Genomic DNA, 24,471 nt, shown 5'->3' on the forward strand with positions numbered 1-24,471 from the left:
TGTTTAAGATTGGCTAAGGTTGGCTCAGTGTAGCTAATTTATGACAGTTGCATTGATTGGCTGATACGCGGTTAGCAACACAAGCTGCCAACTATCATAGATCATAGATGCTATCAGCCACTTTCTATTTTACGGTACTAATTGGACGCGGTAGCTCAAAACGCTTACTACCTTCTTTTGTGATTTTTAACGTATTTTCACCCGATTGCGGCACGGCATAAACTGGCGTAAAAGGTAGCGTTTGTGCATCTGCCGGTAATTGGATGGGTTCAAGTTTTTTGGTTTTGGTATAGTCCAAAGAATTATCGCCAACTTTACGTTTAAAAGTAGTACAGCCTGTCATAGCAATGCTAGCAGAGGCAATAATCGCTAGGGCTAGCTGGGCGTTGAATCGATTGTGGTTAGCGCTGAGTGTTTTTTTCATAGTAAACCTGCTTTGGCAAGTGCTTCATCCATCACTTGTTGATGTTCTGGGGTAAGCCAAGTTAATGGTAAACGGATACCTTGCTCAATATGACCCATTTTGTATAAGGCATATTTTGCAGGAATGGGACTTGACTCGATAAATAAATCTTGGTGTAAATGGGCTATTTTTTGGTTTAATGCTTCGGCTTGTTCGAAATCACCTTTGAGTGCCAAGCCAAAAATTTGGCTCATGATTTTTGGCGCGACATTGGCGGTCACTGAAATATTGCCTTTTGCCCCATGACGCATCAGCGCTAGCGCGCTTTCATCATCTCCTGACAATACGCTCATACGACCTTTTACTGCTTCAATCAGTTTGGCACCACGCGCCACGTCACCCGTCGCATCTTTAATTGCGATGATATTTTCGATGTCCGCTAGGCGCTCGACAGTCGCTTGCTGCATATCAACAACAGTGCGCCCGGGTACGTTGTATAGCACTTGAGGAATGTCTACGGCTTCAGCAATGGCTTTATAGTGTAAGTATAGCCCTTCTTGGGTCGGCTTATTGTAGTAAGGCACAACCAACAGCACGGCATCAGCCCCCGCTTGTTTGGCGTGCTGGGTCAGCTCAATGGCTTCAACGGTATTGTTAGCACCCGTACCCGCGATGACGGGAATACGACCACCCACTTGCTTCATGGTAAATTCAATAACGTCCACATGCTCTTGCATCGATAAGGTTGCGGATTCACCGGTCGTACCAACCGATACTAGTACGTCTGTACCTTGCTCGATTTGCCAATCAATGAGATTTGCCAATGATTGCCAATCGACGTCACCATTGCTATGCATAGGTGTAATCAACGCGACCATAGAGCCTTGTAGTTTATCTGAAATGGGGGTCATAACAATACCTTGGACCAAACCTTAAGTAGAATATGTAACAGCTGCGACAATTTTTTGAAAATTTTTGTCTAGTGTAGCATACATTTGGGGCGAAGTTTAAGCGCTTTGATAGCAAACGCAAGTTTCTACGCCGCTGTAGCAAATCAGGTTATAGAACCCACTCAACCCGATAATAAGGCAGCAACTGGTTTATAGTCGCTGGCTTACAGTGGCGAATAATATGGGTTAAGCATCAGCCGTTTGAACCTGGATGGTTAGCACATCAATGGTAGGGGGGCAGTTAAACCGAAACGGCAACCCTGTCACGCCAATCCCGGTATTCACCCATACTTGGTAGCGTTTGCTGGGTTTTTCATCCTCATTGAATGCTTTGGAATGATTGTCGGATTGTTTGGCTGTATCTGGTCTGCGTAACCCCGCCGCCAGTTTATTGCCTGTCAATGCTCTGACCATCAGCGGTGTCAGTATAGGTATATTGACCTGACCCCCATGGGTTTGTCCCGCAATCACCAAAGTATCGTTGTTGGCGTCGCTTAACGTTCGCGGATTGGCTTCTAACTGCTTGATATCATGGGTGGCAATGACTAATGGCTGTCCCGCGCTGCGCTGCTGTTCAATCACGCGCGGTAAATCCATTGTACTGCCATTATGAATGCCTATGATTTTTATCCCGGCAATACGCAAGCCTTGCTCAGGCAATAATTGAATACCGAACGTTGGCAAGATATTGATTAATGACGTGCTGCTAGCAGGTTCGCTATTTTGCGCATCATCGACAACCTGCTGGGTATCAGCATCGCTAAGGACGGTATAGCAAGGTTTGTTTAGCGTTTTAAATGGGCTTAGGTGGGCATCCAAAGTTGTCGCTTGATATAACCAATCACCCAAAATCAGCACTGCATCAACATCTAAGCGATTAAGGCATTTCACCAAACGCGCCAACTGATGGGGGTTAGAAAATATACCAATGTGGATATCACTCAGCACCGCAATTTTTGCAGCTTGTCGTTTGATAGGTTGTCGTTTGATAGATTGTGACGATGACGCCGGCAGTGAAATATCAGTCGCGGGCTGATAGGTCGCAGATACGGTCAAATTAATTAAAAAACGCGAAACGCGCAGCCGATTGGGCTCAACCCAGCTCATATAGATATACAATAGCGATAACGCGATAAGCAGCCAGTAGATAGCTTGGTTGTCATATAGCAGTTGCACGTTTGCCCACACTAACAACCAAACAAACCAATAGCGCGCGTAAAAGCTGACCAGTTGCAGCAAGATTTGCAGGTTATCCGTCCGGGCTTTGAGTTGCACGGTTTTTAGGCACGACCATAGGATTACCAAGACGGCAATGAACGCGCCAAGATGACCTAGCCAACTGCCAATCATGCTACTACCCATATAAAGCGTTACCTAAATTTACTGAATAATCAATAATTTGCATGACAAGTACGTATAAAAAAAACCGCCCATTATAAATGGCAATCATGAATATGACAATTTAAACTGTCATCATATCGCAAAAAATGGATGAACAGCTAGGCGAATTTTTTGTATTTAATTCATCCAAAAATGCCTAACTTTGCGTTTTGACCGCGTTGTCTGGTAGCGACGGCAAAACAAAGACGAGCGCATTTGCGTATGTCGCACCCTGTTTAACCGTCAACATTGGCGATTTGGATGGGATTGCTACTTAAACAACCCATAGAAAAAATCCGCCATCATTTATAAAAGCTGATATGATAGTTTTATTTTCACATAGCTTTTTAAACCTAGCCTTTTAACCATAGCTTTTAAAATAGCCTTTTAAATGTAGCACGGTGACCCAATTTGCTCAGCGATTGCTTAGATTTTTTGGCTCTTTAACTCATTAATTTGAAGGACGTCAGCGTTATGACAGCAAGCGTTAATGTGTCAAACTCCCCTATCAAAGAAACTCTCCAGCCGCAAGCACAGGCTAACAATCGCCAATCGTTTGATGTGGTGATTGTCGGCAGTGGCGGTGCAGGTTTATCGTTAGCTTTATCCTTACCAAGCCATCTATCGATTGCGGTTTTGGCAAAAGACAAGGTCACTGAAGCCAGCACTTTTTATGCCCAAGGCGGTGTGGCAGCGGTACTATCGGATGATGATTCGGTTGATGAGCATGTCGATGATACCTTGATTGCAGGGGCAGGTCTTTGTCATGAAGATGCGGTACGTTTTACGGTAGAGCATAGTCGAGAAGCGGTGGAGTTTTTGCTCAAACAAGGTGTCAAATTTACCTTGGATGAAAACGAAACCTTGCACCTGACCCGTGAAGGCGGTCATAGCAAACGTCGTATCATCCATGCGGCAGATGCCACTGGGGTGGCCATTTCTACCTCGTTAGCCAAACGTGTCAAACAATGTCCGAATGTCAGACTGTTTGAGTATGTTGCTGCCATTGATGTCATCACCACCCATAAACTTAGCAAACACAACTACAGTCCGATTACCGAGCCCAATCGTGCCGTGGGGCTGTATGCGCTTGATTTGACCACCAATCAAGTGCTGACCTTTACCGCACCTTTTATCGCCTTAGCCTGCGGCGGGGCATCAAAAGCGTATTTGTATACATCCAACCCAGATATTGCTACAGGGGATGGTATCGCGATGGCATGGCGCGCAGGATGCCGCGTTGCGAATTTGGAATTTAATCAGTTCCATCCTACTTGTCTCTATCATCCAGAAGCGCGCTCGTTTTTAATTACCGAAGCCATGCGCGGTGAAGGTGCCTACCTGCGCCTGCCAGCAACCAAAGAACACCCAGAAGGTGAGCGCTTTATGCTTCGTTTCGATGAACGGGGTGAGCTGGCACCGCGTGATATCGTGGCTCGCGCCATAGACTTTGAGATGAAACGTTTGGGAATACGTCATGTTTGGTTAGATATTACGCATCAAGAACCAGCGTTTATTAAAGATCATTTCCCTATGCTATATGAGCGGCTACTAGAGCTGGGCATTGACATGACCCAAGATAAAATCCCTGTGGTACCCGCCGCTCACTACACGTGTGGTGGGGTGATGGTCAATGAAAACGCCCAAACCGATGTGTTCAATCTATATGCCATGGGCGAAACGTCCTTTACGGGTTTGCATGGTGCCAATCGCATGGCGAGTAACTCGTTGTTAGAATGTTTTGTGTACGGGATGAGTGCAGCGCGTCATATTGCCGCCGCATTTGCAGAAAATCGCGTTCCCCCCATTCCTGCTATCCCTGACTGGGACAGCCAAGATGTGACCGACCCTGACGAAGAAGTCATCGTGCTGCAAAACTGGGATGAGCTGCGCCAAAGCATGTGGCACTACGTTGGTATTGTGCGCTCGGATAAACGCCTGCATCGCGCACTCAACCGCATTTTGTTGTTAAAACAAGAAGTCAATGATTACTACGCCAACTTTGTGGTCAGTAAAAATCTGATTGAATTGCGTAATTTGCTGCTAGTCTCTGAGCTGATTGTACGCTCGGCGCTACGTCGCCACGAATCGCGCGGACTGCATTACAACAAAGACTTTCCGCAAACTTTGCCAGTCGCGGCAGATGTGATTCTAACGCCATCTATGCCATAGTATGGTTTAAATAATAAAGGGGAAGTTTATCATCCCCTTTTTTTACAATATTGCTAAAAACTTTATAGTACTTAATAATGACATTAAATACCCAGCTGCGTTAGCACTTTTGCCAATACCTCATCGGCTGTACCCTGCGCATCAATGCGTTTGACGCGCTGCGGTTGCTGTGCTGCTTGATAAGCAAATCCTTGATGCACCCGCTCAAAAAACGCTAGCTGATTTTGCTCAAAGCGGTCTAGTTTGCCGCGATTTTTGGCACGGTTCATCCCTTCTGTCACCGGTAAATCTAGCCAAATGGTGATATCTGGCATTTTTGCCACAAACTGCCTAATCAGTAATTCAATTTTGCTAAGTTCTGCCCTATCGCCCTGTTTGCGCCCAAATCCTTGATAGGCAATGGTGGAATCGGTAAAGCGGTCGCACAGCACCCATTTACCCTGAGCCAGCGCGGGCACAATCACTTGCGCCACATGATCGGCACGCGCCGCAAACATCAATAGCAGTTCACTGTCCTCTGTCATGGTCGTTGCTGGGTCAAGTAACATGGCGCGTAACTGCTCAGCAAACGGACTGCCGCCCGGTTCACGGGTTTTGATAAAGTCGATGCCTTGCGCGTTCAAATGCGCTGCCACATTAGCTATTAAGGTGGACTTACCCACCCCTTCGGTACCTTCAAATGAGATAAATTTTTCGCTAATAGGGGCTTTCGCAGCTGTTTGCATGGGTATCGTTTTTTACTGAGCTGATTGGCTGTTTTGGCTGGCGCGTTTTTCACGCATCACCCGCAGATAGTCTTGCACCGCTTGGTTATGGTCTTCTAAATTACTGGTAAATTTATGACCGCCATTGCCCGTTGCCACAAAATATAGCGAATCGGTCTGATTTGGGTGAAGTGCCGCTTTAATGGATGCAATACTTGGCAAGGCAATCGGTGTCGGTGGTAAGCCATCAATTTGGTAGGTGTTGTAAGCGGTTTTTTCTTCAAGGTCAGATTTGCGAATATTACCATCGTAACGATCGCCCATGCCATAAATCACGGTGGGGTCGGTTTGCAGGCGCATGTTTTTCTTCAGACGATTGACGAACACGCCTGCCACTTCACCACGCTCACTTCCAACACTGGTTTCTTTTTCAATAATCGATGCCATAATCAGCGCTTCATACGGCGTTTTGTACGGCAGATTGGCTTGGCGATTGTTCCAGTTTTCCATCAATGCTGTGTGTTGACGGGTAAATAAATCCGTTAGGACTTTTTTATCACTACTGCCTTCATTAAAATAATAGGTATCTGGTGAGAACCAACCTTCAAGGTTGCCATTTGGGTGATAGTCAGCAGGGATATTGAGCCCAAGTTTATCAACGTCAACTTTACTGCCATGAATGACTTCGTTTTTAATCCCTTTATTGTCCATCAAATGCTGATATAAATCTTTGGCTGTTTTTCCTTCAATGATTTGCACTTTGATAAAAGCGACTTTCTCACCTTGTTGTAGCATGGCTAAATAATTGGCAAAACTTGGATTTTCAGGCAGTTGATAAACTCCTGAATGAAGCGGTTTATCCACCGTCATTTTGATATATAGTTTAGCAAGTGGCGCCACGAACAGCTTTTTCTTTTTATCCCAGTCGTCTACTAGCGCATAGTAGGTTTGACCTTTATTGATAGTCACCATCTGCTTTTTCTGGGTAATAGTGCCATATAGGGTGTTATACCAAGCAAATAACAACCAGCCCAGCACCAATACAATAAACCCGAGTAGCCCCAGTAGACGGTATTTATTTTTTTTGTTTCTACCGGTGATGTTGTCATTGAATTCTCGCGTTGAACGATTAATCAGACAAGCATCATTGCCATTGACGTTTTTGCTATGCGGGTCTTCGTCATCCTTATCCGTGATATCCTTGTCATCGATACCCTTATCTTTGCTATGATTGTCCTGCAATTGAGAATCTGGAATATCTGCGGCGTGAGGTGCGTCACTGTGCTGAGTGGGATGATGCTTAGAACCGTCTGAGGTGCTAGACAGGTTGTTATCAGATGGGTCGTTCATAGAGAAGGCTTATATTGACTCAATAAGCGAGAATTTAACAATTAATGACAAAAATAGCAATTTTTTTTAGTTACCAGTAACACGATTTAAGTTAATTTTTCCGCATAGATTGGGGTCAAATCAAGCGCGGTTGACTGCCGATTGGGTAGCATCAATGCTTCAATGGGCAAAATTCCCCGTACAGCATTGCAAAAGAACAAGCTTGTGATATTGGCTAACTCCTCGCTGGCTAAATATCGCTCCTCGTGCGCCCTATTGTACTTGGCAAACTTAGCCAATAACACCTGCCGCATCACCCCTTTGACGCCCGAACGGTTGATGGTCGGTGTATACCACACGTTTTCATGATTAAGCTGATAAAACACATTACAAAAGGTACCTTCTACCCAATACCCCATCACATCTTGTACTAGCCCATCAATCATTTGTGCATTTTGGGTTTGGTGCTGCCACAGCTCGTGACTTGCCATCACTTTATCTTGGGCGTTTAGTAGCTTAAGTCCTACCAAGGGTTTTGGTAAACAAGCAATTTGCTGAGTAAGACAAATCGCTGTAGCGGCAGGTTGGATGATGACTTGATTGGCTTGCTGTGCTAATGGCTTATCGGTGGGCATAAGCTTAATAAAAGCGTCAAATTCAGAGTTACAAAATCCATAGCCTTTGATAGGTTGGTTTTTTCGGCAGACTATTAGCTTGAGCATACCGTGATTGAGGGTTTTTGCAAAATTGGCTAACTGGCTATTAAAGTACGCTCGGATAGTATGATTGGGAGATTCTAAATTAGCTGCGTCTAAGTCCGCGTTGGTTAAATTGAGGTGTAACGCATGGGCACTCTCGTCGATTCTATCTAAGTGGTAACTCAGCCAATTGATTTGTCCTGCCACCACCGCCATGGTGGTAAAGAACCCATCGCCATACGCTATGACCCGTGAGTCAATATCGATAGCGGTGATTGGCGTTTGCTTGGCATACTGAACATCAGATAATGGATACCACATGGTTATTTGGCTACTTGATTAAATTGATAGTTGACTATATGACAGTGAAAGCCGCATCAATTAGCCGCTTTTTTTAGCGATTTTGGCGGTGACAGTGGGTTTTCTGACCACCAAATCACAATGATAATTGTCACAGCGTGCTAATTCTACCAAAATTCCATGGTAGCTCGCATTTTTAATCGGCTGTCCTTGCACCATTTGCGCAACAATATCTGAGCCATCTTGCCCAAACCAATTTTGGGTCAGATGAAACGCTGTTTTGGCATGCTGGATGCTGATGTTTTTAACGCTGGCATTATCATAGGCACTGGCATAATACCACTGTAACTCGATATACATAGGCGAATCAAGCAAATCAAAATACGGCTCACCGATTTTAGCAAAACTATATTTACTTGCCACATTGCTTCGGTAGTCCAAACTTTGCTTATCAATCGTGATGGGTTGACCTAATAGTAACGTCACAGCTTCGGTATCGTGGATACTGACTTTGTTTGCCAGCGTTTGTTGCTGCCACTCATTGATGGGATAGACCACAGGTGTTGGCTGCGAGGTAGGGCTGGTAGACGGATTGGCGGCTGTGGTCGATGCGGTAGTGCTAGCGGTCACACTGGCATTGCGTTGTGAGGCGATTTGTTTAACCTTATCACAGCCAGTTAAGGTGAGTGCTAAGATAACGCAACCCCAGCCAAGATTTTTTGACCAAGTGGGTTTATTTTGGTTAGCGCCTTTTTTGGTAGTGTCTTTTTGAGTAGCGTCTATCGGATGTTCTGAGCGGTTTTGACGCGGTAAAAAAAGCGGTTTGCGGGCAATTAGCTTCATTGTGTTTTGTAAACGTATATTGTATAACGGGTTGGTGTGAATAGCGCATTGTAACAAGGCATTGATAGCGGTTAACAGTACGCTTTTGTTGTTATTTTTAGCCAAATCGATGAAGTGCTACACTTTACACCCACCCAATCAAAACCCAGCATTGATATAGCAGCCACAGTTATTGTAAAGTGAGGGGAATTGGTAATTTTACTCATCGTATTATAGGTTTTCCCATGTCATCAATTCCTGATTCAAATGTCCGTTATCACTGCATGGTAATTGGCAATCCGATTGCCCATAGCAAATCGCCTGATTTGCACCAAGCCTTTGCCCAACAAACGGGCATCACCTTGACTTACCAACGCCAATATTGTCCCAATGATGTTGACAGCTTTACCGCTGTCATCGAAGCATTTTTTGCAGGCGGTGGCACAGGGGCAAATGTGACCGTACCTTTTAAAGAGATGGCATTTGCGCTGTGCCAGCAGCGCGGTGAGCTATCTGAATACGCGCGCTTGGCGGGTGCAGTCAATACCCTTGCCATCAAAGCGGGCAAACTGTATGGCGACAATACCGATGGTCGCGGTTTGGTGGCGGATTTATTGTCGCAAGGCGTCAGGTTAAAAGACGCAAAAGTTGCTATTTTGGGGGCAGGTGGGGCGACTCGTGGCGCGATTTTACCGTTGCTAGATGCGCAAGTAAAATCGCTGCATATTGCCAATCGCACAGTAGAAAAAGCAGAGAATTTAACCCGATTATTTGATACCGATAAGCTCACCTTTTCAAGTTTGACGGATTTGCCCAACGATATTGAGGTGATTATCAATGCAACGTCGATAGGTCTAAGCGGTGACACATTGCCGTTTGCCAAGGATATGACGGTCGATTTTGCCTATGACATGATGTATGGCAAACCCTCGGCGTTTTTGGACTTTTTTAAGGCGAAACATGCCAAAACCTCGGATGGTTTAGGAATGCTGGTCAATCAAGGGGCATTAAGTTTTACGCTTTGGACGGGTAAACAAGTGGATTTGACGAATTTTCACTTTTAGCTTTCTCATAAAAACCGCTACGCACTCGCCTACGCTTTAGATAAAATAGACAAAACCAAAATTTACCCAAGAGAGCGCAAGAAAACCCAATAAAAAAAGCCAGTGATAAAACTGGCTTTTTTAGTCAGGCTAATTTAGCGATTCGCATTGCCTAATTGCGATAAAATATCACTAATTTCTTTGTTGGCTTGGCTTTCGGTTTGGGTATCACCATGTGGTGTCAAGTTGTCAAATAACTGTGGCAAAAGCTCCGCCATACTTTGACGGACTTCGCTTTGGTCGACACCAGTTTGTGCCGCAACTTGCGCCAACTCATTATTATCAAATAGCTGATTGATATCATTAGCATCTAGCGGTTGGTTCGATTGATCCGCACTCATCCAAGAGTTAGCTTGATGCCCAAATCCCATATTTTGGATTTTATTAAAAGCGCCTGATAGACCCCCATTACGCTGAATAAACATCAGCGCGATTGGCAACAAAGCCGCCATTAACATACCTTTACCACCAAAGCCACTTTGGCTTTGTGGAAATTGATTCATACCCACGTTATTGCCCATACCACCGCTTAGGCCGCCGCCAATGCCTCCTCCTAACACGCTACCCAGCACTTGTCCTAGCACGCCACCTTGTGACATACCTTGATTTTGGTTCATTGCCATACCGATAATATCATCCAACCCAAAACCGTTTGACTGCATTTGTGGCTGCTGCACCCCGCCGCCTAATACATTACCAAAAATATTCCCTAGGCCGCCCATATCTACTTGGTTTTGACCGCCCATTTTGCTTTGAATGGCACTTTGCGCCACTTGTGTTACTAGACTTGTTAATAGACCCATGGTCATTCCCTTTTATCTTTTTCAATGATTATTGTATATCACCAATGATACCGCGCTGACGCATGCCCATTGCCAACTGCACTTAAGTTCAAGCTAAAATGCGCAGTCGCCTCAACACTTGGTTGATTTAATTGTAGCAATATTGAATATAACTTATATACCATTTTTGTTATCGCCCCAGCGTGTTTGCTAGCACCTTAAATTGCCGCCATGTATCGCGATCCACTTGGTCTTGCCAAATGGTTACGCTGATTTTAGTTGGCGCTGATTCTATCAACTCAAACGTTAAAATAACCAAGCACCCCATATCAGCGATGCCCCTCAAGCTTGCCTGCCACACCGCTTGCTTACGATGTCTAGGTACTTTGACAACCCCACGTACCCACTGGATTTGCCAGATTAAAAAATCAAAATTGTCATAGGGTGAGGTTTGATTGTTAGTTTGCGGTTTGGCGTGTGACGATGAAATAGCCAATAAGTGACAACTAGAGACTTGCCCGAACCAGAGACTGGCTATAGCGACCATACCTAGCAAAAGTTTGTAGGTAAGTGCCAAAGGCACCAGGGTTAAAATGCCAACTACCACCCATAAACACGCCCCCCAAACCAGTTTTTTATCCACACTGGGTTTGAGCGTGGCATCAATGTCAATAAATGAGGTGTTATGACGCGATAAGTAGCGCTCGTTCATCTTAGTCCATTAAGAAGATGCTTTTAATGATTTGAGCTTGGCTATCAAATCAGCAAATTCTGGCTTGGTCGGCTGATTGTGTAAAAACCAATCCAGCAAATCAGGATCTTCTTCTTTCACCAATTCTGCAAAAATTTGCTGCTCTTGTGAGTCCGCTTGTAGATAGTGCGCTCTTACATACGGGTCAAAATAATAATCGAGTTCTTTTAGACCGCGTCTGGCACGATAGATGACTTTGCGCTGCTCTAATGTAGGTTCTGGCTGGTTGTCACTCATGATAAATCCTTGTTGTTGCGCATTAAATTCATGTAATTTTTAAATTTTTATAAAGCTTTTGCCTGTTGCGTCGCTTGCCACATCGCAAGCCCTGCTTTAGTCGCTGCTACATTATGGGTACGCAATATACATGCCCCTTGCTGCACAGCAAATAGCCCTACAACCATACTAGCAACATCTCTATCGGTAGGGTCATGGGGTAGATTGGCTGATTTGAGGACTTCGCCAACAAAGCGTTTACGGGATAATGCCACCATGACAGGTAAGTTAAACGTATGCAACCGATAAAATTCATTCAGCCATGCCAGATTTTGCTGGGCGTTTTTGGCAAAGCCAAACCCTGGGTCAATGATAAGATTGTCACGTCTGACCCCACCCGCCATAACCTCATCAATGCGCTGCTGTAACTCGGTAATAACATCGGTATATAAATCTTGATAATTATCTAGCTGATTCATGGTCGTTGGCTCACCGCGCATGTGCATGAGCATAACAGGGATATCTAGTTTGGCAGCGGTAGCAATGGCATCGGGGCGCGTCAAGGCTCGTACATCATTCCAAATTTTGGCGCCGACTTGACTGGTGAGTGTCATCACGGTTGGGCTACTGGTATCGACCGATATCCAAACTTGCTCACCAAAGTGATGATTAATCGCTTCAACGACTTTAATGACGCGGTCAATTTCTTCTTGCTCACTCACGGGACTGGCATTTGGGCGAGTAGATTCACCACCCACATCAATAATCGTCGCCCCGTCTTTGATCATCTGCTCGGTATGACGCAAGCCTTGGTCGATATGATTATATCGACCACCATCAGAAAATGAGTCTGGGGTGACATTTAAAATACCCATGATATGGGGATAAGATAAATCAAGCGTTTGATTATGATAATGAATGGCAAAGTTGGGAATGGGCTGTAACTGCATGATGTCCACAATGATGACTAAAATTTTTTACTATTTTAAGTGAAAAACAAAAAAACCGCTATCAAGTCGGTAGCGGTTTTTGGGTAATTCATATCATGGATAATTTACATTGCAGGTAACGGCGGCGGCGTTAAGCCCGAACCACTTGACGGTGGATTGCTTGGTTTATCAAAATTTACTCTAACAGGCTCTTGATAAACTTTAGGCTCGCGTGGTGGGATACCCGCCATAATGTCTTGCAATTGGTCACGGTCGATAGTTTCCCATTTCATTAACGCATCGACCATGGCATGCATTTTATCCGCATTACCTTCAATTAATGCACGTGCGATATCATACTGCGCTTCTAGGATACGACGAACTTCATCATCAACTTTCTGCTGAGTCGCTTCTGAGATAGTGCGAGATGAGGCACCAAAGTAACCTTGATTTTCATCTTCTTCGTACACCATCACACCCATGGCATCTGACATACCGTACTTAGTAACCATCGCACGTGCCATTTTGGTAGCACGTTCAAAGTCATTTGACGCGCCAGTCGATTGCTGATTGATAAATACTTCTTCAGCGATACGACCACCAAATAAAATCGCAATGTCATTTAGCATTTTTGATTTATAAACACTGGTCTGATCATGCTCTGGCAACTGCCAAGTAACACCTAACGCCCAGCCGCGAGGCATAATAGTAACCTTATGCACAGGGTCGGTACCCGGTAGCATTTCAGCCACTAAGGCATGCCCTGCTTCATGATAAGCCGTTGCACGACGCTCTTCTTCACGCAGTACCATCGATTTACGTTCTGGACCCATATAAAGCTTATCTTTGGCTTCTTCAAAGTCATTCATATCGACTGACGCTTTGTTGTTACGTGCAGCAAATAGCGCCGCCTCGTTCACCAAATTCGCTAATTGTGCGCCACTAAAACCTGGGGTACCACGCGCCAATGAACGAATGTCCACGCCAATTGTTGAGGGCAATTTTTTCATGTGTACACGAAGAATTTGCTCACGACCTTTGATATCAGGCAATCCCACTTGCACTTGACGGTCGAAACGACCTGGGCGCAACAATGCTTTATCGAGTACATCGACGCGGTTGGTTGCCGCAATCACGATTACCCCATCATTGCCTTCAAAACCATCCATCTCCACCAATAACTGGTTTAAAGTTTGTTCACGTTCGTCATGACCACCGCCCATGCCTGCGCCACGATGACGACCAACAGCATCAATCTCGTCAATAAAGATGATACAAGGGGCATTTTTCTTGGCTTGTTCAAACATATCACGAACACGGCTCGCACCGACACCCACAAACATCTCAACAAAGTCAGAACCTGAAATTGAGAAAAATGGTACTTTAGCTTCGCCTGCAATCGCTTTAGCAAGCAAGGTCTTACCAGTACCGGGCGGGCCTACCATCAACACACCACGTGGGATAGTCGCGCCAAGTTTGGTAAATTTCTCTGGGTCACGTAAGAAGTCAACAATTTCTGTCACTTCTTGCTTGGCTTCATCACACCCTGCCACATCTGCAAATGTCACTTTGATTTGGTCTTCTGATAACATTTTGGCTTTAGATTTACCAAAACTCATCGGACCCATACCGCGACCACCACCTGCACCACCACCGCCCATGTTACGCATGATGAACAAGAACAAACCAATAATCAATAGCACTGGGAAGCTTGCAATCAGTAATTGCATCATTAGGCCTTGACGTTCAGGCGTGGCACCTTGAACTTCAACATTATGCTTGATAAGCTTTGGCATTAGCTCAGTGTCAGTGACGGCAGGACGCACTGTCTCAAAAGTTGAGCCGTTTTTCTTTTCACCAGAAATTTGCTCACCATCAATTTTGACACTTTTGACCTGGTCAGTTGCCACTGCAGTGACAAATTGGGAGTAATTGAGCTTATCAGGTTCGTTGCGGGTATCAAAATTGCTAAAGACTAGCACTAATACCCCTATCACAACTAACCACAATAAGGTATTTTTTACCATGTCGCTCACGTTGTTTTTCATCCTTCGCGTTAGGGGGTTGATTAAAAAGTGGGGTTAAATCAAAATGTTTACCAAAGATAGGTAGATGTTTCACCAAAAATAGACGTTACATTAATCTTTCAATATAGCATGATATATGGATTTACCTTAACATTATCAAGCGAATTCTCTGTTATTTTCTAGTAAAAACATATTACCAATTTTTATCTAGTTAAGTGCAGGGATAGACTGAAGCAAATTACCTTATTTGGTGGCAATCCAATACATTTCTTTTGAGCGTGCGCGTGACGCTGCAGGCTTGATACTGCGCACTTTACTAAAACGCTGCTGCATATTTTTTCGTAAGGCGTCAGAGCCTTCGCCCTGGAATACCTTAATCACTAAGGTGCCACCTTCAGGGAGCACTTGCTCGGCAAAGTCCATAGCAAGCTCACACAAATAAATCATGCGTGGCTGATCGACTGCAGAAAACCCCGAGGTATTAGGCGCCATATCAGACAGCACCACTTCCACTTTTTTATCAGCGACTTCTGCCATAATGTTGTCAAACACTGCTTGCTCACGAAAATCACCTTGGATAAAGGTCACATTCTCTAGCGTATCCATCGGCAAAATGTCTGAGGCAATAAGCTTGCCAGTGTCCCCGACTAGTTTGCCAGCAACTTGCGACCAGCTGCCTGGGGCAGAACCCAAATCGACCACCGTCATGCCTTTTTTAATCAGCTGCAGTTTTTCGTTGATTTCTAGCAATTTGTAAGCCGCTCTTGCCCGATAGCCATCGCGCTGGGCAAGTTTGACATAGTGGTCGTCAATGTGCTCTTTCATCCACGCACGGCTACTTTTGGACAATTTTTTGTTAGTAATACGCGTTGCCATAATTCTCTACAAACTACCCTTTATAGTTTAAAAATTCTTCACTTGGGATTTGGCTAAAAAACCCAAAGCCATCCTAGAATGACCATCGGTAAATTTTGACAATCTCAAGGGTTAAGGCTGTTATTTTAGCATATTTCACCCAGTTAGCTTGTGTTAACTCATGGATTGGCTATTGATTTTTTTAATTCAGTGATTTTTGCAGATTGATAAGTCATGGCAGCGTTTTTGTCTATGTGTTTTTGCCTATGTATTGCCCATAATTTATTAGGCAAAATGATTAATATGGTATAATGCTGACTAATTTTTTTATAGGTCAATTGACAGTTATGGCAAATTCAAGCTTATCAAATGCGGATATCAAACATTTAAAAGGCATCGGTCACCAGCTAAACCCGGTGGTAATGATTGGGGGTCAAGGCGTTACCCCAACCGTTATTGAAGAAATTGGGCGCGCACTGACCGATCATGAGCTGATTAAAGTAAAAATCCCAGCCGGTAGCAAAGCAGATCGTGACGCTGTGGCAAATGCGATTGCTGAAGCCACTGATGCGATTTTGGTCACCAGTATCGGTCGTATGGTGTTATTATTACGTCGCAATCTGGACGCCAATCCTAAGTTATCAAACTTGGCACGTTTTGGCTAAGGCTACAATGGACACGTTACAGGGTGTGACATTCGCACTGACGAGCACGATTGAACCACTCACCGTATCGGCAACACTGGACTACCGGCTCTCAGTACATGTGGTCGCTGATAGTAAATTTTTAACGCTCTTATTTGATGCTACCCATCCCAAGATTGATGATAGTCAAACCGCTCTACAAGCTGGTCTATGGGCAAATTTTCCGACATTTAGCCCATTGGTACTTGAACGCGTGATGCGCCAAGATTATTTATGGCAAGCAGATTGTTTTGAGTGTTTTATTGCCAAAGATAGCGAAGCGGATAGCCCGTATCTTGAGGTCAATTTGGCGACCAATGGTGAGTTTAATCTTTATTATTTTGACAGCTATCGGACACCGAATGCATTACCCCCTCGGCGCTTGCCTATCACAGCGCTGACTTATGGTGAGGATATCAATTTTTTTAGCCAGGCGGTTACACAAGATAGCGAGCTTCCGCTTGTTTTTTGGTGTTCTGCAAGTCCAGTGCTCCTCACCCATGTACGAGCGTTAGAGCAGCAATATGCGTTTAGCGTTGGTACTTTTCGTGTCGGTATGACATTTGCCAAATCAGCATTGGACAAGTTAGTGGGTGCAAATGGTAATTATACGTTAAATCCAACGCGTGTGATTCAGCGACCGCCAGACAATGGATTAGCAGATAACTCAGCTCCAACCGTCGATGAAATGAGTTATTGGGCCATACAGCATGCACAACCAGCGGACTTTCATAACAAGGCACACTGGATAAACACCTAAATTATGATGGTTTTAAACCATAGCACAGCGAAAAATAAAAAACTGGCTTTAAGCCAGTTTTTTTATATGCCGAGATAGTGTCACGATTAACGCGCTGGCGCCATTGCTAAGTAAGTTTGTGGATTGATGGCTTGACCATTTTGGCGCACTTCATAATGTAGGTGGGCGCCTGTTGAACGACCCGTGTTGCCTACTGCCGCGATTTGCTGGTTTGCATACACCGTATCGCCAACGTTAACATAGTTTGCAGAGGTATGTGTGTAACGCGTGACAGTACCGTTGCCATGATCCACTTCAACATAACGACCATACCCTGTACCCCAACCTGAGAAAGTCACCACACCATTACCGGTGGCATAAATAGGGGTGCCAATGGGAGCAGCAAAGTCCATCCCTTTATGAAACTTTGATTTACCAGTGACCGGGTGGATACGATAGCCAAAACCTGAACTCATGCGTGCAGATGACGTAATTGGGCGTAACGCCAACATGCCATTACCCGCATAGCTGCCCATTGTAGGCATATTGATGATGGTGGTGGTTGGCTGAGTCGATAGCTTTTGTGCTAAACTTGCGAGGCGGTCTTCTTTTTGCTGGGTTTGCTGGCTTAGATTTTTGATAGCCGCATTGACGGCATCTGAAGGCAGATAATAATCTTCACCATCGTCTTCACGGACAATAACTTGACTGGTTTTACCGGCATTGGTAATCGATAGAATTTGAGCTTGTGCAACACTCATTGTAGTTAAAGCAACAACTGGCAATGCGATTAGAGCTAACTTCATCTCTTTTATCCTTTGTTAAACCTTATGCTATTAAACCCTGTGCCAATGTCCTGTGAACGCTACTACCGCGCATTGGCAAGATTTAATTCACTATAATTTGGTCTTAAAATCACCTACACTAACACTAAGACCCAATACTAAGACTAAATTAAAATTTTTGTCGCTTAACTAACCACCACACTGCTCATTGACTATGAAAAAACCAACCAACCATCTTGCTTCTCGCACTGAGCGTCTTGCCAATTATCAATTACCGTTTCAAAAAAAGCTGCAGCAGTTACAGCAGTTGACGGACGATGTTCGCAGCGCTTGGCAAAACGTGTTGCCTCAAGAAGTCTTAGCAAGCTTACAAGTGATTGCTTGTGAATCGTTTAGACTTGTGGTTAGTACAAATAGTCATACCCTTGCCAATCACCTCAATTACAACCAGCAGCACCTACTTTCCACACTGCAAGCGTTCGATAACAATTTTCATCAATTTAATCAGTTACGTTTTCGCGTGGTGATTGTCAAAGCTAGTTATGACTCGCAAATGCCAAATTTACAGTGTAATCACAATGTTAGCAATGTAAAGAAGTGTGAGCTAAGCGAATCTACGAAGCGAAATATAACACAGCTATGTGACCTTGTCACGGACAACGAGCCACTTAGAGCGGCGTTACAAAAACTGATAAAAGACTAAAATAACCAAGTTACAATGTAACTTTATGTAAATTATGTTGCTGATATTGCAAGATTTATCAATGCATTGATGGCTTGTGCAAGTGAAAGTAAAAAACTAGAAAAAAATTTACAATTAATAGGAGAGATAGAGATATCTTTTTTTTTATTTTTAGGGCGCTTATAGTAGCCAATGGCTAAAAAAAGATATCCAAAAATTAAATGATAAAATTGAATGGTTGGGTTTAATTAGTGTAATAAAATGATAACTTGTTGATGAAAAAATGTTACTAATCAAACAATAGGTGAAGTTTTTTAATTAGTAAAAATACACAATAAAATTAATAAAGTTAAATAAATCTAGTTAACATTGTCATGCTTTGTTACAACTTTATAATTATTTTCATCACTAAATAAAGCCTGTAATAATTTATTATTGAGCGCATGTCCTGACTTATAAGCATAAAACTCGCCCAAAATTTGGTGCCCGGCAAGGTATAAGTCACCAATCGCATCTAGTACTTTATGGCGTACAAATTCATCGTCAAAACGTAACCCTTCAGGATTAAGTACACCGCTATCATCTAAAACAATGGCGTTCTGCATACTACCACCCAGTCCTAAGTTATTGCTTTTTAGGTATTCAATATCTTTTAAAAAGCCGAATGTGCGCGCTTTGGCAATATGCTCGATAAAATTGCCTTCATTAAAATCCAATTTAAACTTTTGATGTGAGGCATTAAAAGCAGGGTGATTAAAGTCAATTTGGAAATCTAATACAAATCCATTGTAGGGACGAAATCCTGCGATTTTATCCTCCACGCGAACCTCAATTGGTTGCAACACCTGAATATAGCGTTTGGCAGACGTTTGCTCGGCAATACCCGCTTGTTGCAATACCTTCACAAATTCGATGGCACTACCATCCATAATTGGAATTTCAGGGGCGGAAACTTCGATTTGTAAATTATCAATTTGAAGCGCAGCGATTACACTCATCAAATGCTCGACTGTCCCAATGCGCTGACCTAATTCATTGGTGAGATTTGAGGACATTATGGTATCGGTTACCGCATGATAGATAGCGGGAATGGGCTTTGCCTGTGCCACATCGCTACGTAAAAATTGAATCCCATAGTCAACGGGTGCAGGAGAAAAGCGCAGGTGTACAGGGTTACCACTATGTAAGCCGATGCCTTCAAGATTGATGGGTTGTTGAATAGTACGCTGCTGCATAATGCCCCCTAGTAGATTGCATTCATCCTTAGCCAAAGCTAGGTTGATATAATTTGTTACATTTGGCTATTCTACCATTGTCCCTTCCTACATCATAGTGATGCTTGATTGATTTTATCGACCTTTATGATTGACTACAGTGATAAAAAAACCCCACACCGATTAAGGTGTGAGGCTTTTGAAAATTCATACGGTATTTTAGCGGTTTTGCTGGCGACGTAGATAGTCTTGAATACTGTTGCCTGTACGTTGTGGCTGCGAGGATTGCGGTTGCGCTGGCGCAGGCTCGATAGTTTGCTGTACAGGTGGCTGAGGTGCAGGAATGGACTGTGGTATATCACGGCGTGCCGCATACGCAGGTTCATGCGTGCCTGCTTCCACTTTATGAGTGCTAGAGGCATCTGAGACAAAATCTCTCGCTGGGTGCTTTGGGGTATTATCTAGTGTAAGACCGGTTGCCACCACGGTTACTTGGATTTCATCGCCCATGTCTTCATCAAATACCACGCCGTAGAAGATGTTGGCTTCGTCAATATCCACCAAGCTATGCACTTTTTGGGTGATGCGTTCTTGCTCTTCAAAATTGAAATCTGAGCTAGCCACCACGTTGACCAATAGACCTTTGGCATTTTTAAGTAATAAGTTGTCAAGCAATGGGCTTTTGATGGCTTTTTCAGCAGCGATCTCAGCGCGGTCTTCCCCACTGCCTTTACCGATACCCATCATCGCATGACCCCGTGAGGTCATTGCCGTGCGAATATCGTTAAAGTCGATATTAATAAAACCATCTTTTGAAATCATATTAGAGATACCTTGCACCGCTTGAAGTAACACTTCATCGGCTTTTTTGAAGGCATCTTTCATAGAGATTTTGCCATACACTGTCATCAATTTATCATTAGGGATAGTGATGATGGAGTCGACAAAGTTAGAAAGCTGCTCAATACCTTCTCTAGCCACTTTATTGCGTCTGCCACCTTCAAAGGTAAATGGCATGGTCACTACGGCAACGGTCAAGACGCCCAGCTCTTTGGCAAGTCTGGCGATGACTGGCGCAGCGCCTGTACCTGTACCACCGCCCATACCCGCGGTAATAAATACCATGTCAGAATTTTCTAACAATTGGCGAATTTGTTCTTCATCACTCTCAGCTGCTTCACGCCCTACTTCTGGGTTGGCACCTGCCCCCAAGCCGCGGTTGTTATTTTTGATACCGAGCTGGATTTTATTGGGTGCTGACAGGCGGTCAAGCGCTTGTCTATCGGTATTGGCACAGACGAAGGTAATGCCTTTTACACCATTTTGTACCATGGTTTCAACGGCATTGCCACCGCCGCCACCGACACCGATGACGGTTAAACGGGCTGAATCGGCAAATGTATCAGTGTGATCTTGTACAATACTAAACTTCGCTTCCATAATTGAAAATCTCCGTATGCTGTCAAGTAGGTTTGAGCAACATAAATAGCAAACATATTAAATTAAATATCAATTAAATCATTACACAATTAGTGGATTTTAGAGTTAATCATAACATGAGCACTCTTAAAATACTAAATATCTCTTTTTTAGAAAAATTTACCAAAAAATTTATTCACAGTTTTGAGTTTTTCTCGCATGGGCTTAACTTGCAACGAGTCAGGTGAGCTTTTCTCGCTATGATGAAACGCCTCACTTTGACTATATAACAGTGTGCCAAACGCGGTTTGGTATTTACGCTCACCAATCATCGCCGCAATGGTGCGAAGCTTGTCATCATCACCATATTGGGTATAGGCAGAAATCGCTGAGTGTTGATTGACCTTGTTTACTTTATTGGCAAAGATTTTTTTGGCTAATGGCAATAATCCACGCATTTCAGCACCACCGCCCGTGATCACATAGCCTTGTTGTAAAAACTCACTTAGCCCTTCATTATCCAGCTCTTTTTTAATATGACCTAAAATACTGATATAGCGGGCTTCCGTGACTTCAAGGAGCTCAAGCATATTAATGGTTTTTTCATCGTCATGCTGTGAACGCTTGATGGTAAAAAATTGGCTTGAGTCAATCCCATGACGATCGACATTGGCTTGGGATTTTTTCATATTCTCTGCTTCAGCAATGGTGACATCTAGCAGCATAGAGATATCCAGTGTCGCGTGATGTCCGCCTTCGGCAAAGCAATGGGTATAAATCAGCTTATCTTCACGGTAGACGCAGATACTGGTCGTCGATGCCCCAATATCAATCAAACATACGCCATGGTATTTTTCTTCGGGTAATAAACCATATTCGGCGGTAGATACGGCATCAAATAGCATTTGGTCGATACTGACATCACATTCTTGCAGCAGTTGCTGTAAATTTTGGCGACCTTTGACCGGCATCATCATCAGATGATAGAGCACCATCAAGTCACTCGCTTGCATTCCAATCGCATCATCAATCATTTCAGCGTTGCCATCTAAGGCAATACCTTGCTGGGCATAATGCATCAAATACAAATCATCTTGGAGATGCTTGTTTTTGGCTTGGGTTAGCGCGGCAACCACGTCTTTGGCTTGTACGATATCGTGTTTGATTTTGACTTCGCCCACGCTATTGACGCTTTGCAAATCTGGGGTAGAGAAGCTAAGCCAAACACTGTTTACGCGGCAATTTGCCATGTCTTCAGCGTTTTGAATAGATTGTTTAATAGCAGATTTTAGACGTTCGCGGTGGCGAATGGTACCTTGCGCGAAATCATGGTTTTTGACGGTAGATAAACCGATAATACGAATATCTTGCGCACTGTGGATTTGACCAATCACAGTATGAATAGCAGTAGCACTTAGGTGGACGACGACGATCAGATCTGGCTTTTTCATAGAACACTACAAAATTATGTTTCACCTAATGGCTGGGGTTGGCGGTGGTTTTTAAGGCTTTGGTTTTCGAATCGGTTGTTGAGTTGGCATCGGTCACGAGTTTAGTATCAGCCGATTTATTGACAGCAGTTGTATCACTCGCTTGCTGTATCACAGGTCGTTTGGTAATTGCCATGCCATTTTTATAGCGTAAATCCACCGTTTGCAGCGTTTTAAGCTGTGGTTTAAGCTGATTTTGTAACATGATGCTCAGTCGATACAGTTTTTCTGACGTATTGTCATTATCAACCAGTACCCGAAGTCCGTTATCAAAGCGAAATAACCATGCCATTCTAGGCGTTACGATAACTTCTTCAATTTTCATACCCAGTGGCATAAACCAATCACTGACTTGCTTGATTTGCTGCATCATGACAACGGCATTTTGGCTATCGCCTTGTAGCTGCATCAAGCTGGCGTTATTTAAGTCATTGCTATCGGCAGGTTTAAATACCGTACCATTGGCATCGACTAAACGTTCACTACCAAACTTGGCAACGGCTTGGCGCGGTACTACATTGACCACAATACCTTGTTGCCAATCACGGCGCACATCGGCTTGCCCTACCCAATCTACCGTCTCAAGTTTTGCTAGATAGCTTTGCAAATCAGCTTTGAGCAGATTTGTGTCGGCTTTTTCGCCCAATAATTGCTGAAGCTGCAGGGTTTGCTGGGTATTTAACCCCTTATGCTGCAAACTAATTGCTGCATTGGGTAATTTGTTGAACACATTAATCGCCAAAGCCGCTAATATCAGCAACAATAACACAACGCCAAGCATTAACAACTTTGGCAGCAGCTGATGAAAGCGATTAGGGAGCGTATTATCTAGAGAAGCAGTTGCCACAAATGAATTTGCCATATTGACCAATCATAACTCGGTCTAAAATTATTAATTACTAAAATCTCAACAACAAAAATCACAATAACTAAAAATATTACAAGGATTTATGCCAAGAAGCATATCATAGCAAATTCAATGAAATGAATGGTAAATAGATAATACGCTTCTAGACAATTCAAGTACTTTTTTTGTAAACAAATATAAACGAAAACGACTTAATTGCTCAACGTTTGTTCTAAGATACGCACGCATAGCGTCGCAAAATCCATGCCACGCGCTTTTGCTGCCATCGGCACCAGACTATGACTGGTCATACCTGGCACCGTATTGAGTTCAAGTAGATATAGCGTGCCTTCGTCATCTCGTAAAAAATCCACACGCGACCAACCTTTACCCCCAATGGCGGCAAACGCTTTTCTGGCGATTTGTTGCATGGTTTGTTCTTGCGCCTCGCTCAAATCTGATGGGCATTGGTAGACGGTATCATCACGATTGTATTTGGCTTCGTAGTCATAAAACTCGGTCGTTGGGATGATGCGAATACTGGGCAACACCTCATCACCGAGGATTGAGCAAGCATACTCACCGCCTGTGATGGCTTTTTCTGCCAAAATAGCGCCGTGGTATTGTTTGAGCTGTGGGTAAGTCTTGGCAAGCTCGCCCACTTCTTTAATTTTAAAGACGCCGACACTACTGCCTTCAGCGGCGGGTTTGACAAACAGTGGTAAACCTAGCTGCTGTTCGATAGCGGTAAAATCGGTATTGTCGTCAAGCACGACATAAGGTACGTTTGGTAAATCTAACGCTTGCCAAACTAGGCGGTTGCGAAACTTATCCATGGCAATCGCAGAGGCTAACACGCCACAACCGGTATACGGAATATTAAAACCGTCTAGCACCCCTTGCAGGCTACCATCTTCGCCAAAAGTGCCATGCAGCACATTAAATACGCGGTCATAGTCGCGCAGTTTTGAGATATCTGTTTCTTTGGGGTCAAAGTGATGGGCGTCCACGCCTTTAGCGAGTAGCGCATCAAGCACAGCTTGACCACTGGTCAGCGACACTTCACGCTCGGCACTCCAGCCGCCACAGACAACCGCCACTTTACCAAATTGTTTGACATCGATAAGCTCTGACATATTGATTCCTAATCTTTTGTTAACCGAATTTATTGCTATAATTATTTCACACAAA

Annotated in this window: 24 protein-coding genes; 5 read left to right on the forward strand and 19 right to left on the reverse strand. The window is 43.9% G+C overall.

Translation table 11 applies throughout. The features are described from left to right. Positions 1 to 124: 124 nt before the first annotated feature. From RT064_RS01990 to RT064_RS02000, 3 genes are all read right to left on the reverse strand, one after another. Positions 125 to 424, reverse strand: coding sequence for a hypothetical protein (locus tag RT064_RS01990; RefSeq protein WP_060995311.1), 300 nt, complete (start codon positions 422 to 424; stop codon positions 125 to 127). Then, the gene (gene dapA, locus RT064_RS01995) at positions 421 to 1,314 is read right to left on the reverse strand and encodes a 4-hydroxy-tetrahydrodipicolinate synthase (protein WP_313060816.1); all 894 of its coding nucleotides are present in this window, start codon (positions 1,312 to 1,314) and stop codon (positions 421 to 423) included. The genes RT064_RS01990 and dapA overlap by 4 nt, the downstream gene beginning before the upstream one ends. 225 nt (positions 1,315 to 1,539) lie before the next feature. Continuing rightward, positions 1,540 to 2,715 (reverse strand): metallophosphoesterase, encoded by a 1,176-nt coding sequence (locus RT064_RS02000; RefSeq protein WP_313060819.1) that lies wholly within the window; start codon positions 2,713 to 2,715, stop codon positions 1,540 to 1,542. Between the two features lie 492 nt (positions 2,716 to 3,207). Here RT064_RS02000 and nadB point away from each other — a divergent pair, with 492 nt between their 5' ends. Continuing rightward, positions 3,208 to 4,905: an L-aspartate oxidase gene (nadB, locus tag RT064_RS02005; protein ID WP_313060822.1), complete on the forward strand. Its 1,698-nt coding sequence runs from the start codon at positions 3,208 to 3,210 to the stop codon at positions 4,903 to 4,905. An 83-nt stretch (positions 4,906 to 4,988) separates the two neighbouring features. Here the strand turns inward: nadB and tmk are convergent, their stop codons facing one another. The 4 genes from tmk to RT064_RS02025 form a co-directional block, all read right to left on the reverse strand. Then, positions 4,989 to 5,630, reverse strand: coding sequence for a dTMP kinase (tmk, locus tag RT064_RS02010; protein ID WP_313060825.1), 642 nt, complete (start codon positions 5,628 to 5,630; stop codon positions 4,989 to 4,991). A 12-nt stretch (positions 5,631 to 5,642) separates the two neighbouring features. Then, entirely contained in the window at positions 5,643 to 6,959 is a 1,317-nt protein-coding gene (gene mltG / locus RT064_RS02015) for an endolytic transglycosylase MltG (protein WP_313060828.1), read from the reverse strand. Between the two features lie 86 nt (positions 6,960 to 7,045). Then, positions 7,046 to 7,957, reverse strand: a complete 912-nt coding sequence (locus RT064_RS02020) for an aminotransferase class IV (RefSeq protein WP_313060831.1) — start codon at positions 7,955 to 7,957, stop codon at positions 7,046 to 7,048. Positions 7,958 to 8,017: 60 nt separating this feature from the next. Further along, positions 8,018 to 8,779, reverse strand: a complete 762-nt coding sequence (locus RT064_RS02025; protein ID WP_313060833.1) for a hypothetical protein — start codon at positions 8,777 to 8,779, stop codon at positions 8,018 to 8,020. 224 nt (positions 8,780 to 9,003) lie between these two features. On the opposite strand from RT064_RS02025, the gene aroE reads away from it, so the two are divergent. Further along, entirely contained in the window at positions 9,004 to 9,822 is an 819-nt protein-coding gene (gene aroE / locus RT064_RS02030; RefSeq protein WP_313060837.1) for a shikimate dehydrogenase, read from the forward strand. A gap of 134 nt (positions 9,823 to 9,956) precedes the next feature. Here the strand turns inward: aroE and RT064_RS02035 are convergent, their stop codons facing one another. From RT064_RS02035 to rlmE, 6 genes are all read right to left on the reverse strand, one after another. After that, entirely contained in the window at positions 9,957 to 10,664 is a 708-nt protein-coding gene (locus RT064_RS02035; protein ID WP_313060839.1) for a YidB family protein, read from the reverse strand. Between the two features lie 169 nt (positions 10,665 to 10,833). Next, a complete protein-coding gene (locus RT064_RS02040; RefSeq protein WP_313060841.1) occupies positions 10,834 to 11,355 on the reverse strand; it encodes a hypothetical protein in 522 nt (173 codons plus the stop codon). Positions 11,356 to 11,364: 9 nt separating this feature from the next. Further along, positions 11,365 to 11,631, reverse strand: coding sequence for an FAD assembly factor SdhE (locus RT064_RS02045; RefSeq protein ID WP_007116167.1), 267 nt, complete (start codon positions 11,629 to 11,631; stop codon positions 11,365 to 11,367). 47 nt (positions 11,632 to 11,678) lie between these two features. Beyond that, complete coding sequence (folP, locus tag RT064_RS02050; protein WP_313060850.1) at positions 11,679 to 12,560, reverse strand: dihydropteroate synthase; 882 nt, start codon at positions 12,558 to 12,560, stop codon at positions 11,679 to 11,681. 104 nt (positions 12,561 to 12,664) lie between these two features. Further along, a complete protein-coding gene (ftsH, locus tag RT064_RS02055; RefSeq protein ID WP_313061171.1) occupies positions 12,665 to 14,566 on the reverse strand; it encodes an ATP-dependent zinc metalloprotease FtsH in 1,902 nt (633 codons plus the stop codon). 243 nt (positions 14,567 to 14,809) lie between these two features. Beyond that, positions 14,810 to 15,442, reverse strand: coding sequence for a 23S rRNA (uridine(2552)-2'-O)-methyltransferase RlmE (gene rlmE, locus RT064_RS02060; protein ID WP_007116170.1), 633 nt, complete (start codon positions 15,440 to 15,442; stop codon positions 14,810 to 14,812). A 326-nt stretch (positions 15,443 to 15,768) separates the two neighbouring features. Here rlmE and RT064_RS02065 point away from each other — a divergent pair, with 326 nt between their 5' ends. After that, the gene (locus RT064_RS02065) at positions 15,769 to 16,086 is read left to right on the forward strand and encodes a YhbY family RNA-binding protein (RefSeq protein WP_188874625.1); all 318 of its coding nucleotides are present in this window, start codon (positions 15,769 to 15,771) and stop codon (positions 16,084 to 16,086) included. A 7-nt stretch (positions 16,087 to 16,093) separates the two neighbouring features. Then, positions 16,094 to 16,864: a DOMON domain-containing protein gene (locus RT064_RS02070; RefSeq protein ID WP_313060858.1), complete on the forward strand. Its 771-nt coding sequence runs from the start codon at positions 16,094 to 16,096 to the stop codon at positions 16,862 to 16,864. Positions 16,865 to 16,950: 86 nt separating this feature from the next. Here RT064_RS02070 and RT064_RS02075 read toward each other — a convergent pair whose 3' ends face one another. Next, positions 16,951 to 17,649, reverse strand: a complete 699-nt coding sequence (locus RT064_RS02075) for a M23 family metallopeptidase (RefSeq protein ID WP_313060862.1) — start codon at positions 17,647 to 17,649, stop codon at positions 16,951 to 16,953. A gap of 193 nt (positions 17,650 to 17,842) precedes the next feature. Here RT064_RS02075 and RT064_RS02080 point away from each other — a divergent pair, with 193 nt between their 5' ends. Beyond that, positions 17,843 to 18,331, forward strand: coding sequence for a DciA family protein (locus RT064_RS02080; protein ID WP_099807562.1), 489 nt, complete (start codon positions 17,843 to 17,845; stop codon positions 18,329 to 18,331). A gap of 338 nt (positions 18,332 to 18,669) precedes the next feature. Here RT064_RS02080 and lpxC read toward each other — a convergent pair whose 3' ends face one another. From lpxC to RT064_RS02105, 5 genes are all read right to left on the reverse strand, one after another. Beyond that, a complete protein-coding gene (gene lpxC, locus RT064_RS02085) occupies positions 18,670 to 19,548 on the reverse strand; it encodes a UDP-3-O-acyl-N-acetylglucosamine deacetylase (protein WP_313061173.1) in 879 nt (292 codons plus the stop codon). Between the two features lie 195 nt (positions 19,549 to 19,743). Further along, positions 19,744 to 20,964 carry a cell division protein FtsZ gene (ftsZ, locus tag RT064_RS02090; protein WP_313060868.1) on the reverse strand — a complete coding sequence of 407 codons (1,221 nt, stop codon included), beginning with the start codon at positions 20,962 to 20,964 and terminating at the stop codon, positions 19,744 to 19,746. Between the two features lie 149 nt (positions 20,965 to 21,113). Beyond that, on the reverse strand, positions 21,114 to 22,394 hold the full coding sequence (gene ftsA / locus RT064_RS02095; protein ID WP_313060871.1) for a cell division protein FtsA: 1,281 nt from the start codon (positions 22,392 to 22,394) through the stop codon (positions 21,114 to 21,116). Positions 22,395 to 22,419: 25 nt separating this feature from the next. Continuing rightward, complete coding sequence (locus RT064_RS02100; RefSeq protein ID WP_313060874.1) at positions 22,420 to 23,295, reverse strand: cell division protein FtsQ/DivIB; 876 nt, start codon at positions 23,293 to 23,295, stop codon at positions 22,420 to 22,422. 197 nt (positions 23,296 to 23,492) lie between these two features. Beyond that, positions 23,493 to 24,416 carry a D-alanine--D-alanine ligase gene (locus RT064_RS02105; protein ID WP_076774849.1) on the reverse strand — a complete coding sequence of 308 codons (924 nt, stop codon included), beginning with the start codon at positions 24,414 to 24,416 and terminating at the stop codon, positions 23,493 to 23,495. Positions 24,417 to 24,471 lie beyond the last annotated feature (55 nt).

Source organism: Moraxella sp. CTOTU49097, assembly GCF_032064105.1.
GTDB lineage: Bacteria > Pseudomonadota > Gammaproteobacteria > Pseudomonadales > Moraxellaceae > Faucicola > Faucicola osloensis_B.

Excerpts from the sequence above, each read along its gene's own strand:
- RT064_RS02105 (WP_076774849.1), bottom strand. The coding sequence starts at position 24,416 with ATGTCAGAGCTTATCGATGTCAAACAATTTGGTAAAGTGGCGGTTGTC.
- aroE (WP_313060837.1), top strand. The coding sequence starts at position 9,004 with ATGTCATCAATTCCTGATTCAAATGTCCGTTATCACTGCATGGTAATT.
- RT064_RS02020 (WP_313060831.1), bottom strand. The coding sequence starts at position 7,957 with ATGTGGTATCCATTATCTGATGTTCAGTATGCCAAGCAAACGCCAATC.
- RT064_RS02065 (WP_188874625.1), top strand. The coding sequence starts at position 15,769 with ATGGCAAATTCAAGCTTATCAAATGCGGATATCAAACATTTAAAAGGC.
- ftsZ (WP_313060868.1), bottom strand. The coding sequence starts at position 20,964 with ATGGAAGCGAAGTTTAGTATTGTACAAGATCACACTGATACATTTGCC.
- RT064_RS02100 (WP_313060874.1), bottom strand. The coding sequence starts at position 23,295 with ATGGCAAATTCATTTGTGGCAACTGCTTCTCTAGATAATACGCTCCCT.
- dapA (WP_313060816.1), bottom strand. The coding sequence starts at position 1,314 with ATGACCCCCATTTCAGATAAACTACAAGGCTCTATGGTCGCGTTGATT.
- RT064_RS02025 (WP_313060833.1), bottom strand. The coding sequence starts at position 8,779 with ATGAAGCTAATTGCCCGCAAACCGCTTTTTTTACCGCGTCAAAACCGC.
- ftsA (WP_313060871.1), bottom strand. The coding sequence starts at position 22,394 with ATGAAAAAGCCAGATCTGATCGTCGTCGTCCACCTAAGTGCTACTGCT.
- tmk (WP_313060825.1), bottom strand. The coding sequence starts at position 5,630 with ATGCAAACAGCTGCGAAAGCCCCTATTAGCGAAAAATTTATCTCATTT.
- folP (WP_313060850.1), bottom strand. The coding sequence starts at position 12,560 with ATGCAGTTACAGCCCATTCCCAACTTTGCCATTCATTATCATAATCAA.
- RT064_RS02040 (WP_313060841.1), bottom strand. The coding sequence starts at position 11,355 with ATGAACGAGCGCTACTTATCGCGTCATAACACCTCATTTATTGACATT.
- mltG (WP_313060828.1), bottom strand. The coding sequence starts at position 6,959 with ATGAACGACCCATCTGATAACAACCTGTCTAGCACCTCAGACGGTTCT.
- RT064_RS02035 (WP_313060839.1), bottom strand. The coding sequence starts at position 10,664 with ATGGGTCTATTAACAAGTCTAGTAACACAAGTGGCGCAAAGTGCCATT.
- ftsH (WP_313061171.1), bottom strand. The coding sequence starts at position 14,566 with ATGGTAAAAAATACCTTATTGTGGTTAGTTGTGATAGGGGTATTAGTG.
- rlmE (WP_007116170.1), bottom strand. The coding sequence starts at position 15,442 with ATGGCAACGCGTATTACTAACAAAAAATTGTCCAAAAGTAGCCGTGCG.
- RT064_RS02045 (WP_007116167.1), bottom strand. The coding sequence starts at position 11,631 with ATGAGTGACAACCAGCCAGAACCTACATTAGAGCAGCGCAAAGTCATC.
- RT064_RS02000 (WP_313060819.1), bottom strand. The coding sequence starts at position 2,715 with ATGGGTAGTAGCATGATTGGCAGTTGGCTAGGTCATCTTGGCGCGTTC.
- RT064_RS02080 (WP_099807562.1), top strand. The coding sequence starts at position 17,843 with ATGAAAAAACCAACCAACCATCTTGCTTCTCGCACTGAGCGTCTTGCC.
- RT064_RS01990 (WP_060995311.1), bottom strand. The coding sequence starts at position 424 with ATGAAAAAAACACTCAGCGCTAACCACAATCGATTCAACGCCCAGCTA.
- nadB (WP_313060822.1), top strand. The coding sequence starts at position 3,208 with ATGACAGCAAGCGTTAATGTGTCAAACTCCCCTATCAAAGAAACTCTC.
- RT064_RS02075 (WP_313060862.1), bottom strand. The coding sequence starts at position 17,649 with ATGAAGTTAGCTCTAATCGCATTGCCAGTTGTTGCTTTAACTACAATG.
- RT064_RS02070 (WP_313060858.1), top strand. The coding sequence starts at position 16,094 with ATGGACACGTTACAGGGTGTGACATTCGCACTGACGAGCACGATTGAA.